The following is a 16,837-nucleotide window of genomic DNA, read 5'->3' on the forward strand; positions in this document are numbered from 1 at the left end:
TTTCAAGAAATCAGCAATAGTAACATAAAAAAGCTACCTTATGAAAAAGTAGCTTAAAAATCAAGATCTTGTTTATGATCGTCCTGCCGTTGCTGCCCCCGGAAGAGATGTTTTGATTGGGAGCTTTGTCTTGAGGAACCAGGCCCGTTTTGTTGGCTCTCACCCTTTTTACCATTTGCGTTCTGATTCATGTTTTGAAGAATACTTTGCACCTTTTCAATCGCCTGAGGGGCAAGGTCAAGTAATCTTTCGTATAGATGCGTTGTGTTGTCAAGGTGTATCATCTTTATGTCTCCGGAACTGACGATCAGAAAGGCAATGGGTGTAATCGAAACACCGCCACCACTTCCGCCTCCAAATGGTTCACCTTTACTTTGCCCTTGCTGACTCGACTGTTGTTTCAACATAAATTCACTTCCACCAGCAGCAAAGCCGAACCCAACCTTTGAAACCGTTAGTATAACACTTCCATCAGGAGTCTCGACCGGATCCCCGATAATCGTGTTTACATCGATCATGTCCTTCAAGTTCTCCATTGCCGTTTGCATTAACCCTTCAATTGGATGTTCAGGCATTTGTTTTCCTCCTTCACTTTCTAAACCGCTAAGCCTCCTGAACCTTTCTCTGAGACTTCATCAATTTAATTACCGCGATCATAGCATGCCCCAGTTTGAACGTAATCATGCATCTCATATAGGTTTGAATTGTTTTCATTTCATAAATTGGTGTGACAATGAGCTGTGGAATGGTATGAAGGTTTGAGTAGTGTGAAAGAAGCGTAAAAATCGCTACCTTCGTATTTAACACAAGCTCTGCAATGACAGCTGTATTTGCGGCATTCCCCATTCCAAAATTGGTCTCCCATTGAATCGTTTTAAACCTTACTTTTTTCAAGAAAAACAAGAAGGACTTTCGAGCATGGAATGCTTTTTTTATAACCTGAATTAACTCTTTTGCTCCCCCTTTAAATCCCTTTTCTTTCTCTTTCTTTTCTACCGCTTCTTCCCCATCTTCAAATAACTCAATGAGTGGAATAGTCGTTTCATAAACCACAAGTCCAAAAAGCGCTCTGACAGCTATTTGAAGTTCCTCCACCATTGAAGAATGTTCCATAATCACCGTTACTCTTACAGTAGAAAAAACGATAAGAGGTAAGGATGCAATGATTAAGACTAAAAGAATAGCAGCAATCGCAATAATCACAAAACATCTCTCCCCTTTTATTATTTGCAAGAGTAGAAAAAATTAGAGTATAAAATAAACCTGCCCAATATGGACAGGTTTATTCATCATGCCTATGCTTTATCTTCATGAATGACACTTGTATCGGCAAACAAATCATGTATTCCCTGTTTCTTATTCGTAAAGGCAACTACGAGAAACCCTACAAATAAAATAGTCTTGCTAATAAAGCGTCCTATTCCTTCTCTAAAAATAACAGTTCCCCATGTTAACTTTGCATTTTTAAGTGAAATGACTTTTAGCCCAAAAAGCATTTTCCCTAAGGTCTGGGACAAAAATTTTGTCATCAATATAAAATACGCATAGTAAACGATACCGGTCAACATTGCCTGTAAAGGTAAAATGGCCGGTTCCGTTCCAGGCAAATCAAACCCTCGTATGAGAGGTGTAATGAGAATGCCATTCAAACTTGCTACCACAATAACATCAATTATATATGCCCAAAAACGCATCCAGAAGCCCGCAAAACGTTCGTGCTTTACTTCTGTGCCGATCGATGCGGGAGAGGCAGTCATACTCATCGTTTCATCCATTCTGCCTACCCCCTTATTCAGAATATAAATACATTAACTCTGGTGATTGTGGAGTTGATAAAAGCTGTTGAATTCCCAGTAAATCTTTATCAGGTCCCATTAACTTAGCAGCCGACATTTCAAATAAGGAATTCAATCCAAGATTTTGCTTATATTGAACAACCTGTAGTTTATTATCACCGAGGTCTTTCTTCATGCCTTCAATCGTATCTTCTAAATTACCGAGATCATCTACCAGGTTTACCTCTTTCGCTTGTCTTCCATCGTAGATTCTACCATCAGCAAGTTCACGCACTTTGCTTTCATCTATTCCTCTGCCTTCGCTCACAACTCGAACGAACTCATCGTAAGAATTATCAATCATCGACTGTAAAATATCTCGCTCTTCTTCAGTCATTTCACGGCTAGGAGACATGATATCTTTATGGGGGCCGCTCTTAATCGTTTCCCACTTCACGCCTACTTTCTCGGCTAATTCTGCATAGTTCATTGATTGCATGATCACTCCAATTGACCCAGTGATTGTTGAAGGGCTTGCAACAATTTTATCTGTCGGAGCAGAAATATAATAACCTGCAGAAGCTGTCATACTGCCCATTGAAGCGTAGATCGGTTTATCTGTTTTCTCTTTAATCTCTAAAATTTTATCGTGAATCTCTTCGCTTTCTACAACTCCACCGCCAGGGGTATTCAACCTTAAAATAATCCCTTTTACACTTTTATCCTCTGCAGCATGCTCCAAACGCTTCATGAACACATGATGATTGTAGCCTGACTGAGGGAGAAAGCTAGTATTCGTGCCTGTATCTTGAATAACACCTTCCACATTAAGAACGGCGATTTTATTCGAGCTACTACCTTCTTCGATAACCGTCTCACCAAATTGGTCTGATGTATTCATTTCCTCCTGCCATCCGCCAAATGCCAAACTTGAAACAAAGTTAAAGCCTAGCGACACGATGATAAGAACAACTGTAATTCCTAGTGCAATCCATCGTTTACCATTCATTGTAAGCCTCCTCTATATCCTGATGCTTTCTTATGTACGATGAAACCGCCTGATAGGTTTCATATTTTTGAGAATACCATACAAAATAAGGAAGCGCACTTCTAAAAGCAACGAAAAAAAATTAGGATCGTGATGGGAGATGGAGTCTTATGCCGATTAGTGATAAAGTAAAGAGGACTAACAGTTGGACAGGGAGGAATTCAGATGCCAAATCGAAGAAATTTGTTTTTTTTCTATAAACAGACTGAAGAAATTCAGGAGAAAGTAGAACCCTTAAAAACTCTTGCGGAAAAGAACGATTTTCATATCGTAGAAAATCCTGAAGAGGCAAGCATTATCGCTAGCATCGGAGGAGACGGGGCTTTCCTTCAAGCCGTTCGAAAAACTGGGTTTCGTGAAGATTGCCTCTATGTAGGTATTTCTACTGGCGAACTCGGATTTTATTGTGATTTCCACATTGATAATATCCAGCATATGGTGGACGATATTTTATTAGAAGGTATTGAAGTTCGTCGCTATCCAACGATTGAAGTAAAAGTAAACAATGAATCCTCTTTCTTCTGCTTAAATGAATGTACAATTCGCTCGTCCATCATTAAAACCCTTGCGATGGAAGTCTATGTAGAAGATTTTCATTTTGAAACGTTTAGGGGAGACGGTCTCATTGTATCCACACCGACAGGTAGTACGGCATATAATAAATCCGTAAATGGTGCTGTTGTAGACCCCAAACTTGCTTGTATGCAAGTGAGTGAACTCGCCTCACTTAACAATAACCATTATCGTACGCTCGGCTCTCCATTTCTATTAAGTGATGAGAGAACGCTTACGCTTCAAGTGATTCAAGACGGGAACGACTACCCTGTCATCGGCATTGATAATGAAGCCATGAGCATTCAACACGCCAAAGAAATTCAAATTCACATCCCAGAAAAACGCATTAAAACGGTGAAACTTAAAAACAATTCTTTCTGGCATAAAGTACAAAGAAGTTTCCTTTAAACGAAAAGCGCCGCATCACGCGGCGCTTTTCTCCTTTATCCTTCTTTTTTGTATACAATTGTTTCATCAATAACCGTCATCACCGCATTTGTGTAAAGAAGAAGATCAGGATCACATTGGAAGATATCTCGATCTAAAACAGTAAAATCCGCATCAAAGTTTTCTTTAATTAGACCTCTTTCACATTCCCTTCCAATTGCGAACGCACTTCCTTTTGTGAACAGACAGACGCTCTCAAACATCGATAGCTTTTGCTCTGGATAATACCCACTATGGTTTTCATCTGGACGCTTACGTGTAACGGCCGCATGAATGCCCAACAAAGGGTTAACCGGTTCAATAGGCGCATCTGATCCACCAGCAATGGGCACTCCACTATCAAGAAGCGTTTTCCAGGCAAAAGAAAGACCCATTCTCTTTTCCCCAAGACGTTCCATTACCCAAGGAAAATCAGAGGCCACAAACCTTGGCTGAATATCAAGAACAACTGAAAGCTGCTGTAATCGTGTTAATAAATCTTCGCGCACCACTTGAGTATGGATGAGACGATCTCTTAAGCCATATGGAGCAGGATACTGTTCAATGGCTTCAATTGCATACTCAAGCGCCAGGTCACCAATAACATGAATCGCGACAGGCATATCATGAGCTCTTGCTTTCTTTACAAGTTCCGTGAGGCCTTCAATGCTATGAATCGCAACCCCTGAGGTGTCAGGAGAATCATTATATGGAAGGCTAAGCAAAGCGGTACGTCCCCCAAGGGCCCCATCAGCAAAAATTTTCATAGCTCCGAGCTCAACGTAGTTGGTTCCATCCCCAAACCCAAGTCCCTGTTTGCGCATCTCTTCAATAACTTCATGATGTACAAGTAAATTTGCTCTAAATTTTCTTTGTCCATTAATCACATTTAGGAAGGTTTCATACGTCCGAGTAAAGCCACCATAATAATTTAAGTCTTCCGTATGCCCCCCTGTTACCCCCTGAGCTACAAGATCATCCACTGAACGCGATAGTGCTTTTTCGAGGAATTCAATACTTACTTCTGGCATGGTATCTTTCACTAATTCCTGAGCACGGTCAAGTAAATATCCAGTGGCTCTACCATCATTATCGCGGATAATAACCCCACCTTCAGGGTCTGGTGTTTCATCTGTAATTCCCGCAAGAGTAAGGGCTATCGAGTTAGCCAAAATGGCATGTCGGCATACCCTCGTTAACATCATTGGATGGTGAGGTGCGATTTCATCCAATTCGTCACGATGAAATATTTTACGATCATGGAAGTTGTTTTCATTCCATCCTTCTCCGATGATCCATTCATTCGGCGCTGCCTCACTAACTTTACTTATAAGAAGTCTTTTCATTTCTTCAGCCGAATCAGCTTCTGATAAATCAAGTCGAAGTAGCTTTTCACCATGACCAATCATATGAAGATGACTATCTACAAAACCAGGAATCATAACATTGCCTTTTAAATCATGTTGGGTTGTCAGTTCTTTTCCGAACATTGATGTGAGTTCTGATTTAGACCCAACCTTTTTAATACGTCCGTTTTCTGTATAGACAGCTTCTACTGTTTCATGTTCATGTTCAAGCGTATAAATTTTGCCACCAAACCAAAGAGTTCCCACTGATGTTCTCCCCTTTATGCCAATTGTGAGCTTATTGTATCATTCCTATTATAAACTGTGAATCTTCTGGTTTTTCTTCAAACTCTTGGTTGATTTTTCAATCATGATACAATAAGAATAACTAAGAGAAAGTGCAAGACAATTGTTGAAGGTGAGGAAATCTCTTTGAAGAAGAAAATATTATTTACAGGCGGCGGCTCGGCCGGACACGTCACAGTTAACTTAGCTCTTATTCCGCGTTTTCTAGAAGACGATTGGGATATCCATTATATTGGATCAGAGAAAGGGATCGAACGGCAGCTTATTGAACCTGTTAAAGGCGTTACGTATCATCACGTGGCTACCGGTAAATTAAGAAGGTACTTTGATTGGAATAACTTTAAAGACCCTTTTAAAGTTGTTAAAGGCGTGGGAGAAGCTTTCTCCATTATAAAACGAGAAAAACCTTCTGTTATTTTCTCAAAAGGTGGGTTTGTTTCAGTCCCTGTAGTCATTGCAGGAAAAATGAATGGTGTACCTGTCATTATTCATGAATCTGATTTAACTCCTGGCCTCGCCAATAAAGTCGCCATACCTTTCGCATCAAAAGTGTGTACCACTTTCCCAGAAACGGTCAAGCATCTTCCTGAAAATAAAGCCGAATATATTGGAGCGGTTGTACGAGATGAACTTAAAAGTGGTGATCGTTCAAAAGGTTTGTCCTTTGCTGGATTTAGTGGAACAAAGCCAGTAATGCTCATTATGGGAGGTAGTCTTGGAGCCAAGCGAATTAACGAAGCTGTTCGCCACCAGCTTAATCAGTTGCTACAAACGTTCGATATTCTTCACCTTACCGGTAAAGGACAGGTTGATGAAACGCTACAAATGAACAGTTACAAGCAATTTGAATACGTCACAGATGAGCTTCCTGACTTGCTAGCAATGTCTGACTTAATTGTTTCGAGAGCTGGATCTAACTCCATCTTTGAGTTTCTTGCATTAAAGAAACCCATGTTGCTCATTCCTTTGTCAAGAGCCGCAAGTCGAGGAGACCAAATCTTAAATGCGCAATCATTCCAGAAATCAGGCTACGCGAATGTTTTGTTGGAGGAAGATTTAACCGACGCTTCTTTTTTAAGATTAGTTCGTGAAACCTACGAAAAGCGCACAACATACTTAAAAGCAATGGAACAAGACAATGCGGGGGATCAAGCAAATAAAATCGAAGCATTGATTAAGAGCCATGCAAAATAAGAAGAAGAGGACCAACAAATCGGTCCTCTTTTTTTCTTTTCTAAAGATCTTATTCTGTACTCTTTAAGACGCACCCTGCGTTTCTTTTTGACGGAGTTCAATCCTTCTTATCTTACCAGACGTTGTCTTTGGAAGTTCTTCAATAAATTCAATTTTACGAGGGTATTTATATGGAGCCGTCAACTCTTTCACATGATCTTGAAGCTCACGAGTTAATGCATCTCCTGCATGACTCGCATCTTTTAATACAATGTAAGCTTTGACGATATTTCCTCTTACTTCATCCGGACTTGCCACAACAGCACATTCTTGAACGGCTGGATGTTTCACGAGAGCATCTTCTACTTCAAAAGGGCCAATCGTATAGCCTGAACTAATGATGATGTCATCACCTCTGCCCTCAAACCAAAAATAGCCATCTTCATCTTTAGAAGCCTTATCTCCTGTTAAGTAATAGTCCCCTCTGTATGCCATTTGTGTGCGCTCTTGATCTTGATAGTACTTTTTGAAGAGAGCTGGCACATCTTTATGCACGGCAATATCTCCAACTTCCCCAACTTGGACCGGCTCTCCCTCTTCATTAATAATTTCCACCTGGTTTCCTGGGGTTGGTTTCCCCATCGATCCTGGTTTTACTTCCATCCCTTTTAAAATACCAACAAGCAACGTATTTTCTGTTTGACCATAGCCATCTCTTACATCAATTTGAAAATACTTTCTAAACGTATCAATCACTTCTCGATTAAGTGGCTCTCCTGCTGAGACTGCGCTTCGAAGCGCAGGTAGCTTAAAGCGTTCCAAACCATCTACTTTAGCCATTAGTCGGTATTCTGTTGGCGTACAACATAGCACATTAATATCGTATTGAGAAAGAAAACCTAAATACGCTTCAGGATCAAATTTACCGCTGTATAAAAATCCAGTAGCTCCACTACCTAACGTAGCAACAAATGGGCTCCAGATCCACTTTTGCCAGCCGGGGCCTGCGGTTGCCCAAACATGGTCCCCTTCCTGAATATCAAGCCAGGACGAAGAAGATGTTCTTAGATGAGCATACGCCCACCCATGGCTATGGACCACACCTTTAGGATTTCCGGTCGTGCCTGACGTATAGGAAAGAAACGCCATATCATCACGCAAAGTTTTCACACCTTCGAAAGAAGCGCTTTCATTTTCAGATTTCTGAAGTAGAGAAATCCACCCTTCCGCTTCCTCTCCAACACTATACTTCCATTTTAATGAGGGGGCATCGGCTTCTACACCTGCAAATGCTTCAGTCAACTGTGATTCACAGATAACTGCCTTCGCTTCTGAATGATTGATTCGATAGACCAAATCCTTCTTTCGCAGCATTTCCGAGGAGGGAATAACAACAAGACCTGCTTTTAGACAGGCAATGTAAACAGCGTATGTATCAATTAGTCTAGGCATCATAATAAGAACGCGATCCTGGGGTGCTAACCCTTCACTTGTTAAAGCGCCAGCAATGCGGTTCGCCTTTTCAAATAAATGCTTGTATGTGATTTCTTGCTCATGACCTTGATCACTTCGCCAGTGTAAAGCCACCTTGTCTCCGTTAGAAGCAAAGCGCTCCATTTCACTTGTTAAATTATAATATTCTGGTGCAATTAAGTCTTGCATAGTGTGCCTCCTCTATTATGTAATAGTTATATTATACACAAAAGTACGAAAGTTTTGAATCCATTCAAATTTAAAACAGAATCGACCGTAATGACTTAACCGAGGATGAACCAACTAAAAAAAGAGGAAGATGCTTATGCATCTTCCTCCGAGCCAATTTATTCAATTATTTGGAGTATCCTCCGAACTGCTGTTCAGACTGCTGAACAAGACGCTTTGTGATCTCGCCACCAACTGAACCATTTGAACGTGAAGTTGAGTCAGGTCCAAGATTCACACCAAATTCAGAAGCAATTTCATATTTCATTTGATCTAAAGCTTGTTGTACACCAGGTACTACAAGTTTGTTTGTGTTTGCCATAAGTTATTCACCTCCTTGTCAATATCATGTGATAGACAAGTAGGTGTTATCCTCATTAACTTATGGTAGCGTGGTAAAATGCTGGAAGTCTACAGCAACTCTCCAAAGGAATCGTCTTTTTCTTTAATAATAATTGTTTCAACCCCATTTACCGCTTCCTCGACAAGTTCCTCAACCGGTAGGTATTGTTCAAATTTATTAGCGTGCTCACGTTTAGGCTTTGTTTTCGGAGCTTCTGGTAAAAATACCGTACAACAATCTTCATATGGGCGAATGGAGATGTCATACAAATCAATTGCTCTAGAAATCCTCATAATTTCAATTTTATCCATCGAAATAAGCGGCCTTAATACCGGGTAATTTGTTACCTCGTTAATTGTATTCATACTTTGAATCGTTTGACTCGCAACCTGTCCAAGACTTTCTCCTGTTGCAATGGCCAATGCATTATTTTTCTCAGCAAGTTTTTCTGTAATGCGCATCATCATTCTTCTCATAATCGTCATGCTATAGTTATCTGGCATTTCTTTTTGAATCGCTTTTTGTGTGTTAGTAAACGGCACAATATGAAGGCGAATGTCGCCTCCAAAGCGGGAAAGAACTTTAACAAGGTCCTCCACTTTTTGTCTTGATCGTTCGCTCGTAAAGGGTGGACTATGAAAATGGACAGCCTCCAATTTCACACCTCGTTTCATCGTAAGATAGCCTGCAACAGGACTATCAATACCACCAGATAACATCAACATGACTTTATTCTCTTGCACAGTAGGCAATCCACCTGCACCTTCGGAATTGTTGCAGCTAAGATAAGCACCATCCTGCTTCACTTCCACTTTCAACTCCATATCAGGATGATGGACGTCCACTGTCAATTTCTCTGTGTGACTAAGGACAAAGCCACCTATATCGCGGTTCATGTCCTGGGAACGATGTGGAAACTGTTTAAATGGCCTTCTCACAGTAACCTTAAACGTCATACTCGCATCGCCCATTTGATCTTTTACTAACTGTAATGCTTTTTCTTTAATTAAGTTTAGATCGTGTTCTGTTTTAATAGCTACACTTAAAGAATGAATTCCAAAGATTGTTTTAAGTTTTTTTAGAATTGGTTCTGGATCTTCGCCATTAAGTTTTACAATCATCCGATCAAAAGATTGATGCACTTCAATTGATGGGTAATCAGATAATACTTGCTTCACTCTTTTTTTCAAAGATGTAATAAAGCCTTTTCTGTTTTTTCCTTTTAGAGAAATTTCACCGTAGCGAAGAATAATATGATCATACATAGCTATTACCTCATTACTTGTTTTAGTTTTGGTATTGCCCTTTGCAACTCTTTAAGAAACAGGTCGAGTTGATCTTTTGTTGTATCAAAAGAAAGACTAATTCGAATCGCAGATTTTGCTCGTATTTCGGATAAGCCAACCGCTGTTAAAACATGGCTTGCTTCGGCAACTTTTGATGAACACGCCGAACGCGTCGAAACATAAATATCTTTTTCCTCAAGCGTATGAATGAGTACTTCTGGTTTAATACCGGGGATGGAAAAATTCACGATATGTGGTGTCCCAGAGAGAGTACTATTCAACTCGACACCGTCTACTTTTAATAATTCATCTAACAATTCCCCTCTTAACGTTTCAAGCGTGTCTTTATGAACTTTTGCCTTATTTAAATACAAGCGAAGCGCTTTTGCCATTGCAACAATTCCCGGGCCATTTTCTGTACCTGAACGAATTTCATGTTCCTGTCCTCCACCTGAGAGGAGTGGAAATAAGACAACTTTCTCTCTCTTAAGGAGTAAGCCATTGCCTTTTAACCCGTGAAATTTATGGGCTGAGTATGAAATGAAGTCGGCATTCACATCCTCAAAGTCAAGCGGTACTTTTCCTATGCCTTGAACATCATCAATGTGAAATAGCGCACGTGATTTCTTTTTTATAAGCTGTCCTATTTCTTTAATCGGTTGGATCGATCCAAGCTCGTTATTCACATGCATGATGGATACTAGAATTGTTTCAGAAGTAAGGGCAGCTGCTAACTCGTCTAAAGAAACCTTCCCCTCTTGATCAACTGATAGATAAGTTACTTTAAAACCTAGGGATTCGAGCTGTCGAAATGCCTCTAAGGTAGATGCGTGCTCAATACTGCTAGTGATCAGATGTTTTCCCTGATTCAAATACTGTAATGCTGTCCCTTTTATCGCAAGGTTATTACTTTCAGTTCCACCTGATGTAAAGATGATTTCATTTATTTTAACGTTTAATAAATTTGCTATGCTTGACCTTGCTTGTCGAAGCAGCCTTTCTGCCTCTCCTCCTTTTCGATGTAGAGAAGAAGGATTTGCAAAAAACTGTTCAGAAGCTGTGCGAAAAGCAACGAGTGCTTCTTCGTAAGGTTTCGTCGTAGCACTATTATCCAAATAAATCATATTATGACACCTTCAGTCATCTTTTATTTCCAACTAATAATCCTACCATAGGTTAAAGCAATTACCAAATCAATTATTCCAACTTAAGGATTGAGATTCTATTATTTTAGAGGTCTTCTTCCATGGGGGATATTACCAAATTACTATTACCCCATGTATGAAACGGCGGAAAATAGTCAGAATAATTAATCATTAATAGAAACGTTATGATTCATCGCCCAATTGTGTTAATATGAAGTCCGAAAATTAGGACATGTTAAACAGTTGACTCAGGAGGCCATTATGAAACAAAAATTATCGAATAAGGATATATTTACAATTGGATTAATGCTCTTTGCGCTTTTCTTAGGAGCCGGTAATATGATCTTCCCTCCAGCGCTTGGACACTCTGCAGGTGAAAACATCTGGACGGCCACAGCCGGTTTTCTTATTACAGGTGTTGGACTCCCTCTTCTTGGCGTAACCGCTATTGGACTAACAGGTGGAAGTTTGAGAGATATCGCTTCAAAAGTTCATCCACTTTTCGGACTTATATTTACGGCAATTCTCTATCTGGCAATTGGCCCATTCTTTGGCATTCCACGAACAGGAACGGTTGCCTTTGAAATTGGCATTGTGCCATTTCTAAACGAATCAACAAATGTAAATGGACTACCTTTGTTTCTCTATACACTTATCTTTTTTGGATTAACATTCGGGTTATCACTAAATCCAACACGATTAGTGGACCGCGTTGGAAAAATACTTACTCCACTGTTGATTTTAGTGCTTGGCAGCTTAATCATCGGAGCATTTATTAACCCTCCTGGGCCATTATCAACGCCTTCTGCTAATTATGAAAGTGGCGTTTTCTTTAAAGGTTTTATTGAAGGTTATCTTACGATGGATGCAATTGCAGCTCTTGTATTCGGGATTGTCGTCATACAGGCAGTTAACAATAAAGGAATCACTGATCGTAGAACCGTTTCAATTGCTGTTCTTAAAGCTGGCATTCTTGCAGCGACTGGATTAACAGCGATTTATCTTTCACTTGCATACATCGGTGCCACAAGCACGTCTCTTGTCGGGTCTGCGAATAATGGAGGAGAGATTCTATCCAGTATTGCAAGCTATCTATTCGGTACATTTGGCGCTCTTTTACTTGGCGCAGCAATCACCTTCGCCTGTTTAACAACATCCGTTGGTCTCGTAACAGCGTGCGGAGAATATTTTTCTAAAACCTATTCCAAACTTTCTTATAAAACTGTCATTTTAATTGTGACGCTATTTAGTACATTGGTCGCTAATCTTGGTCTCACACAGCTAATTACGTTTACTTTGCCTGTTCTGATCGCCATTTATCCGATCGCCATTGTCTTAATTTTCCTCACCTTTATTAATAATGTCATTCCTATTCACAACTATGTGTATAGGGGAGCAATTATCTTAACGATCTTCATCAGTGTCCCAAATGCTTTAGAAGGAGCTGGGATCGTTCTACCCGGTATGAGAATGATGGCATCCTTACCTCTTTATAATGAGGGTGTTGGTTGGATTATTCCAGCCCTTATAGGTGCTGGAATTGGACTTCTACTCTCTAAAACAAGTAACAAAAAATCGTAATCCAAAAACGCAGGAGACTTTGCCTGCGTTTTTTCGTCGTCCTTTTTTGTATGAAGCTAAAAAAAGCCCTCCTCGAAAGGAGAGCTACGATTTCACAGGTTCTCTAACATCTTCTTTGAGCGATTGAAGTACCTGTGGGTCTACTTTTTCAATGGCTGCTTCCGCAGTGGATAGCGCATCATCATATTCATATTTCCTAAAGTGATCTTCTGCTTTTTGGAGCAGTTCATCTACACTTCGATATTTACCACGGTAACGATTTCCAAACTGGATTAATCGTTCCGTTAAAACAGCGTCTTCCACAAGCTTCTTCGTAATTTCTGTGCTATGTTCAACTGCACGTTCTGCGTCACCTAACACTTCATTAATTTGATAAATATCAAGCGGGACATCTGAAAGACGTTCGCTTAATTCAATAATAATATCCTCTGCTAATTCATAACCATCGAGATAGGAGGCAGGAATGCCTGGTAAGTTACTTAATTTCATCATCCTTCTCGATTCAATTAACTGCCGTTTCAAGTCTTTAATCGTCTCAAGTGCTTTCAACTCATCTCGCCTAAGCATATGCAAGTTTTCTTTCTGAATTTGCATTTCGTGATCAATCGTAGCAAGATCTTGTTTTAGAGAGAGGACGGTTTCAGCTAGTGTCGTGTATGCCTGCTGATTGCCTTCTACCGCTTCTTGAACAGCATTAAATCGGATATGCATATCTGAGATTTTCATTTCAATATCTTTTACCATATTTAATTCTTGTTCTTCTAACCGATAGCTTAGTTGCACCACATTCGTTTCTTCTTGTAAATCCTGAAGATGTGAATTTGTTTTGAACAACTCATGCTCTAATTCTTCTACCTTCTCTGTAACAAGATGCCTTGCATCAACCTCAGATTCTAATTGGTCATAAAGACCTTCAATGCTCCTTCGTACGGCATCGATTTCTGATTTCATATTTTCGACTTCAGTTTTTTCAATCGAAGATTCCCATCTAATTAGATCTGACTCTACCTGATCGATATGATCCTGAATTTCTAAGTGATCAAGAACATACCCTTCAGACGCCATTGCAGAAGTTCCATCTTCAAGTTCTTTTAATTGAGAAGGTATTTGTGTATGAACAAGAGCAATTAACTCTGGCGTTATAGCGATTTTATCCTGAACTGCCGTTAATCGCTCTTGAATATCGATTAACACGCTTCTAGCCTCAAGATAGTTTCCTTCTCCTGTTAATTGTTCATAATGCTTAAGGTTCTGTTTCAGCTCTTCAAGCTCTGTTTCAAGTGTTGGAAAAGCTTTTCCAAGGGAACGATTCTGCGACAGAAGACGCTGTTTTGCTTCTCTGAATAATTCTTGAACCGAGATAATATCCGTACGGTTTTGTTCTTCGCTTGAAACTAACTCATTAATATCTTCTAACATCAGTTCAATTCGCTTCTCAATTTGCTCTAACCGTTCTTGGGTTTCAACGAGTGTCGTTTTCGCTTTGCGAAAACGATATTTCTCAGCAGCTTCTTCTGTATCCATGAGCTGTTCTTCTAGATTTGGAAGTTTAACTGCAACAATTTCGTCCCACTCTTCCCGCCACTTTTCAAATTTCTCTTCCGTTTGACCTGACATCGTTAATCCCTTCACTTTTGAGATCTCATCAGTTACAGGTCTATTCAAAATATCAATCTTCCATTCTTCTAGACGATCGATTTCATTGTATATTTTTCTTCTCGCAAAAGTGCCATATAATATGACGGCAACCAGTAAAATAATCGCAATGACAATATACTCCAACGGAAGCACCCCTTCTTCCACATCATCAAATTATGTATGCATGCTCATTAAGCAGTCTAAATCATCAGATATAGATCGTTTGTAAACAACTATGTAGGAAATTCATTAATGTTTTTATGATACCATGTAATTACCTCTTTGACTAAATAAATTCAATATTCGACAGCTAAAATCCTTGATTCTATTATAAACTTTTTCATTTTTTGAAAGAAGGTGCTTTAGAATGAATATTTTATACGATGGACACATCCACTCTCCTTTTTGTCCACACGGGTCCAATGATCAATTTGATGAGTACGTAGAAGCAGCACTCCAAGCAGGTTATAAAGGAATGACCTTTACAGAACACGCGCCTCTGCCAAAAAGCTTCATTGACCCAGTTCCAAATAAGGACAGCGGGATGAAGTGGGAAGATGTCCACTGCTATTTAAATTCCATTCAACAACTGAAGGAAAAATATAGGGGGTCCATTGAAATTAATAGTGGACTAGAAGTCGATTATGTTGAAGGATTTGAGGAAGAAACAAAACAATTACTCGATTCAATTGGTCCATATTTAGATGATGCTATTCTTTCTGTCCACTTTATAAAACAAGGCGATAATTATACCTGTCTTGATTATAGTGCTGAGGCTTTTTATGACTTGGTTCACTCGTTAGGATCGGTTGAGAGAGTTCATAAGAAATATTATGAAACTGTATTAAAGTCCGTTCACTCAAATTTAGGAGCTTTTAAACCAACACGAATGGGACATATCACCCTCGTAAATAAATTCCAAAAAAAATACCCATTTCATAATAAATTTAATACAGAAATCATAAGCATTCTTGATGCAATTAAGGAGAGGGATTATGCCCTGGACTACAATGGTGCTGGAACAGTAAAGCCGCTTTGCGGTGAACCTTATCCAAGCGATCAAGTCGTTCAAGAAGCGGTAAAACGAGAAATCCCTCTCGTCTATGGCTCCGACGCCCATAGTGCAAAAGGGATTGGTCAAGGAGCAGATAGATTGATTACGCAACAGCTTCAAATGCCGAATAAATTTAACCGTTCATAACAAGCGGGCGCTCCTCCCACTTCTTGTCCTTACAAACAGTTAATTGAATCCATTCATTTAACTGTTTGTTATATTTCTCAATAAAATAACGTTCATTTGGTTGAATATGATGCACTTCAAGAATATATTGAGGGTGTAAAAAAGGCATCGAAAGCATCCCTTTCATTTGCATCACAAGATAATCAATTGGTTGAGGACGAAATTCCTTTCTTGCAAAACCCACTTCAAAAATCCTCGTGAAATAATACTTTTCTTTCGAAAGATACGTGGTCATAATTTCACGAATAAGAACGGAATCAAACGTAATTTCACGGTGGACAAATCGAGCTAACTGTCTATTCAAGTATTGATATTCCATCACGCGATGAATTGCTTCAATTAAACATGACTTCGCTGAACGCGTTTCTAGCTGTTGATAAGCCGTTTCGATCTCACTGACGTACCCTTCTAGAAAAGAAGTCATCAAAAACTCTGCCAATCCCTTTTTTCCATTAAAATAATAAGAGATCAACGCCACGTTTACATCAGCTTTACTCGCAATATCACGAACTGAAGTACCATGAAATCCTTTCGTATTAAAGAGTTGAATGGCGGCCTGGATGACACTTCGCTTCGATACTGTATCTCGCTCCTGTTTCACTAGGAACCACCTCCAAAGAGTTCGATCATAACTAACTGATTCGTTCATTTCCCGTCTATTCCTTTAATTATCGTGCGACAAAATATGTGTGTTAATCAACAAGATTTGATATGATATTCATAATTTCGAGTTAAGGAAGAGGTGTTTTGAGATGTTTGAAGTCGAATCCTATTCTGGAAAAAGAGAAAAAGACTATCAAATGGTAATTAAACAATTAAGAGCATTGCTTGATGGTGAAACAAATCAGCTTGCCAATCTTGCCAATGCTTCTGCATTATTAAATCAGTTTTTATCAGACGTGAACTGGGTTGGTTTTTATTTATACGAAAAAGAAACCGATCAACTTGTTTTAGGTCCGTTCCAGGGACTACCTGCTTGCGTTAGAATTCAGAATGGAAAAGGCGTATGCGGTACCGCCTCGAAAGAAGGCAAAACCATGAGAGTTGAAAATGTTCATGAGTTCCCTGGACACATCGCTTGTGATGCTGCATCACTATCCGAAATAGTTGTACCTATGTTTTCTAATGGTACCTTACTTGGAGTTCTTGACATTGATAGCCCTAAAGTGGGGAGATTTGATGACGTGGATCAAGAGTACTTAGAAAAATTCACTGTAGCATTGCAAGATTTCCTCTAAATAAAGAAATATATTTTCATTCACAGAACTTCCGAA

At 39.5% G+C, this 16,837-nt stretch carries 16 protein-coding genes; 5 read left to right on the plus strand and 11 right to left on the minus strand.

Going from position 1 to position 16,837, the window contains the following annotated elements; translation table 11 throughout:
• Positions 1-53: 53 nt before the first annotated feature.
• The 4 genes from ytfJ to sppA all read right to left on the minus strand — a co-directional run bounded on the left by ytfJ (position 54) and on the right by sppA (position 2,784).
• Positions 54-575: a GerW family sporulation protein gene (gene ytfJ, locus PQ511_RS06390; protein ID WP_273851063.1), complete on the minus strand. Its 522-nt coding sequence runs from the start codon at positions 573-575 to the stop codon at positions 54-56.
• A 28-nt stretch (positions 576-603) separates the two neighbouring features.
• Entirely contained in the window at positions 604-1,203 is a 600-nt protein-coding gene (locus PQ511_RS06395; protein ID WP_273851064.1) for a DUF2953 domain-containing protein, read from the minus strand.
• Between the two features lie 92 nt (positions 1,204-1,295).
• Positions 1,296-1,775: an RDD family protein gene (locus tag PQ511_RS06400; protein WP_273851065.1), complete on the minus strand. Its 480-nt coding sequence runs from the start codon at positions 1,773-1,775 to the stop codon at positions 1,296-1,298.
• Positions 1,776-1,788: 13 nt separating this feature from the next.
• On the minus strand, positions 1,789-2,784 hold the full coding sequence (gene sppA / locus PQ511_RS06405; protein WP_273851066.1) for a signal peptide peptidase SppA: 996 nt from the start codon (positions 2,782-2,784) through the stop codon (positions 1,789-1,791).
• A 204-nt stretch (positions 2,785-2,988) separates the two neighbouring features.
• Here sppA and PQ511_RS06410 point away from each other — a divergent pair, with 204 nt between their 5' ends.
• Positions 2,989-3,786, plus strand: coding sequence for an NAD kinase (locus PQ511_RS06410; RefSeq protein WP_273851067.1), 798 nt, complete (start codon positions 2,989-2,991; stop codon positions 3,784-3,786).
• Positions 3,787-3,821: 35 nt separating this feature from the next.
• On the opposite strand, the gene PQ511_RS06415 is transcribed toward PQ511_RS06410, so the two are convergent.
• The gene (locus PQ511_RS06415; RefSeq protein WP_273851068.1) at positions 3,822-5,417 is read right to left on the minus strand and encodes an amidohydrolase; all 1,596 of its coding nucleotides are present in this window, start codon (positions 5,415-5,417) and stop codon (positions 3,822-3,824) included.
• 165 nt (positions 5,418-5,582) lie between these two features.
• Between PQ511_RS06415 and murG the strand changes: the two genes are divergently transcribed.
• On the plus strand, positions 5,583-6,650 hold the full coding sequence (murG, locus tag PQ511_RS06420; RefSeq protein ID WP_273851069.1) for an undecaprenyldiphospho-muramoylpentapeptide beta-N-acetylglucosaminyltransferase: 1,068 nt from the start codon (positions 5,583-5,585) through the stop codon (positions 6,648-6,650).
• Between the two features lie 63 nt (positions 6,651-6,713).
• Here the strand turns inward: murG and mbcS are convergent, their stop codons facing one another.
• The 4 genes from mbcS to PQ511_RS06440 form a co-directional block, all read right to left on the minus strand.
• Positions 6,714-8,291, minus strand: a complete 1,578-nt coding sequence (gene mbcS, locus PQ511_RS06425; protein WP_273851070.1) for an acyl-CoA synthetase MbcS — start codon at positions 8,289-8,291, stop codon at positions 6,714-6,716.
• Positions 8,292-8,457: 166 nt separating this feature from the next.
• Positions 8,458-8,652, minus strand: a complete 195-nt coding sequence (locus PQ511_RS06430; RefSeq protein WP_224593098.1) for an alpha/beta-type small acid-soluble spore protein — start codon at positions 8,650-8,652, stop codon at positions 8,458-8,460.
• Positions 8,653-8,741: 89 nt separating this feature from the next.
• Positions 8,742-9,944, minus strand: coding sequence for a tRNA uracil 4-sulfurtransferase ThiI (gene thiI / locus PQ511_RS06435; protein WP_273851144.1), 1,203 nt, complete (start codon positions 9,942-9,944; stop codon positions 8,742-8,744).
• Complete coding sequence (locus tag PQ511_RS06440) at positions 9,944-11,083, minus strand: cysteine desulfurase family protein (protein WP_273851071.1); 1,140 nt, start codon at positions 11,081-11,083, stop codon at positions 9,944-9,946. Before PQ511_RS06440 ends, thiI begins: the two co-directional genes overlap by 1 nt.
• A 282-nt stretch (positions 11,084-11,365) precedes the next feature.
• On the opposite strand from PQ511_RS06440, the gene brnQ reads away from it, so the two are divergent.
• Entirely contained in the window at positions 11,366-12,685 is a 1,320-nt protein-coding gene (brnQ, locus tag PQ511_RS06445) for a branched-chain amino acid transport system II carrier protein (RefSeq protein ID WP_273851072.1), read from the plus strand.
• Positions 12,686-12,769: 84 nt separating this feature from the next.
• Here brnQ and ezrA read toward each other — a convergent pair whose 3' ends face one another.
• Positions 12,770-14,467, minus strand: a complete 1,698-nt coding sequence (gene ezrA / locus PQ511_RS06450; protein WP_273851073.1) for a septation ring formation regulator EzrA — start codon at positions 14,465-14,467, stop codon at positions 12,770-12,772.
• Positions 14,468-14,690: 223 nt separating this feature from the next.
• Between ezrA and hisJ the strand changes: the two genes are divergently transcribed.
• A complete protein-coding gene (hisJ, locus tag PQ511_RS06455; protein WP_273851074.1) occupies positions 14,691-15,524 on the plus strand; it encodes a histidinol-phosphatase HisJ in 834 nt (277 codons plus the stop codon).
• Here hisJ and refZ read toward each other — a convergent pair.
• The gene (gene refZ / locus PQ511_RS06460; protein ID WP_273851075.1) at positions 15,511-16,164 is read right to left on the minus strand and encodes a forespore capture DNA-binding protein RefZ; all 654 of its coding nucleotides are present in this window, start codon (positions 16,162-16,164) and stop codon (positions 15,511-15,513) included. The two genes, hisJ and refZ, sit on opposite strands and share 14 nt — an antisense overlap.
• A 151-nt stretch (positions 16,165-16,315) precedes the next feature.
• On the opposite strand from refZ, the gene PQ511_RS06465 reads away from it, so the two are divergent.
• The gene (locus tag PQ511_RS06465; RefSeq protein WP_273851076.1) at positions 16,316-16,801 is read left to right on the plus strand and encodes a GAF domain-containing protein; all 486 of its coding nucleotides are present in this window, start codon (positions 16,316-16,318) and stop codon (positions 16,799-16,801) included.
• The last annotated feature ends 36 nt before the right edge of the window (positions 16,802-16,837 follow it).

It is taken from the genome of Guptibacillus spartinae (genome assembly GCF_028610625.1).
Classification (GTDB): domain Bacteria; phylum Bacillota; class Bacilli; order Bacillales; family Guptibacillaceae; genus Guptibacillus; species Guptibacillus spartinae.

What these genes read in the sequence shown, in the direction of transcription:
- ytfJ (WP_273851063.1), bottom strand. Translation starts at nt 575, where the DNA reads ATGCCTGAACATCCAATTGAAGGGTTAATGCAAACGGCAATGGAGAAC.
- PQ511_RS06400 (WP_273851065.1), bottom strand. Translation starts at nt 1,775, where the DNA reads ATGGATGAAACGATGAGTATGACTGCCTCTCCCGCATCGATCGGCACA.
- sppA (WP_273851066.1), bottom strand. Translation starts at nt 2,784, where the DNA reads ATGAATGGTAAACGATGGATTGCACTAGGAATTACAGTTGTTCTTATC.
- PQ511_RS06410 (WP_273851067.1), top strand. Translation starts at nt 2,989, where the DNA reads ATGCCAAATCGAAGAAATTTGTTTTTTTTCTATAAACAGACTGAAGAA.
- mbcS (WP_273851070.1), bottom strand. Translation starts at nt 8,291, where the DNA reads ATGCAAGACTTAATTGCACCAGAATATTATAATTTAACAAGTGAAATG.
- PQ511_RS06430 (WP_224593098.1), bottom strand. Translation starts at nt 8,652, where the DNA reads ATGGCAAACACAAACAAACTTGTAGTACCTGGTGTACAACAAGCTTTA.
- PQ511_RS06440 (WP_273851071.1), bottom strand. Translation starts at nt 11,083, where the DNA reads ATGATTTATTTGGATAATAGTGCTACGACGAAACCTTACGAAGAAGCA.
- brnQ (WP_273851072.1), top strand. Translation starts at nt 11,366, where the DNA reads ATGAAACAAAAATTATCGAATAAGGATATATTTACAATTGGATTAATG.
- hisJ (WP_273851074.1), top strand. Translation starts at nt 14,691, where the DNA reads ATGAATATTTTATACGATGGACACATCCACTCTCCTTTTTGTCCACAC.
- PQ511_RS06465 (WP_273851076.1), top strand. Translation starts at nt 16,316, where the DNA reads ATGTTTGAAGTCGAATCCTATTCTGGAAAAAGAGAAAAAGACTATCAA.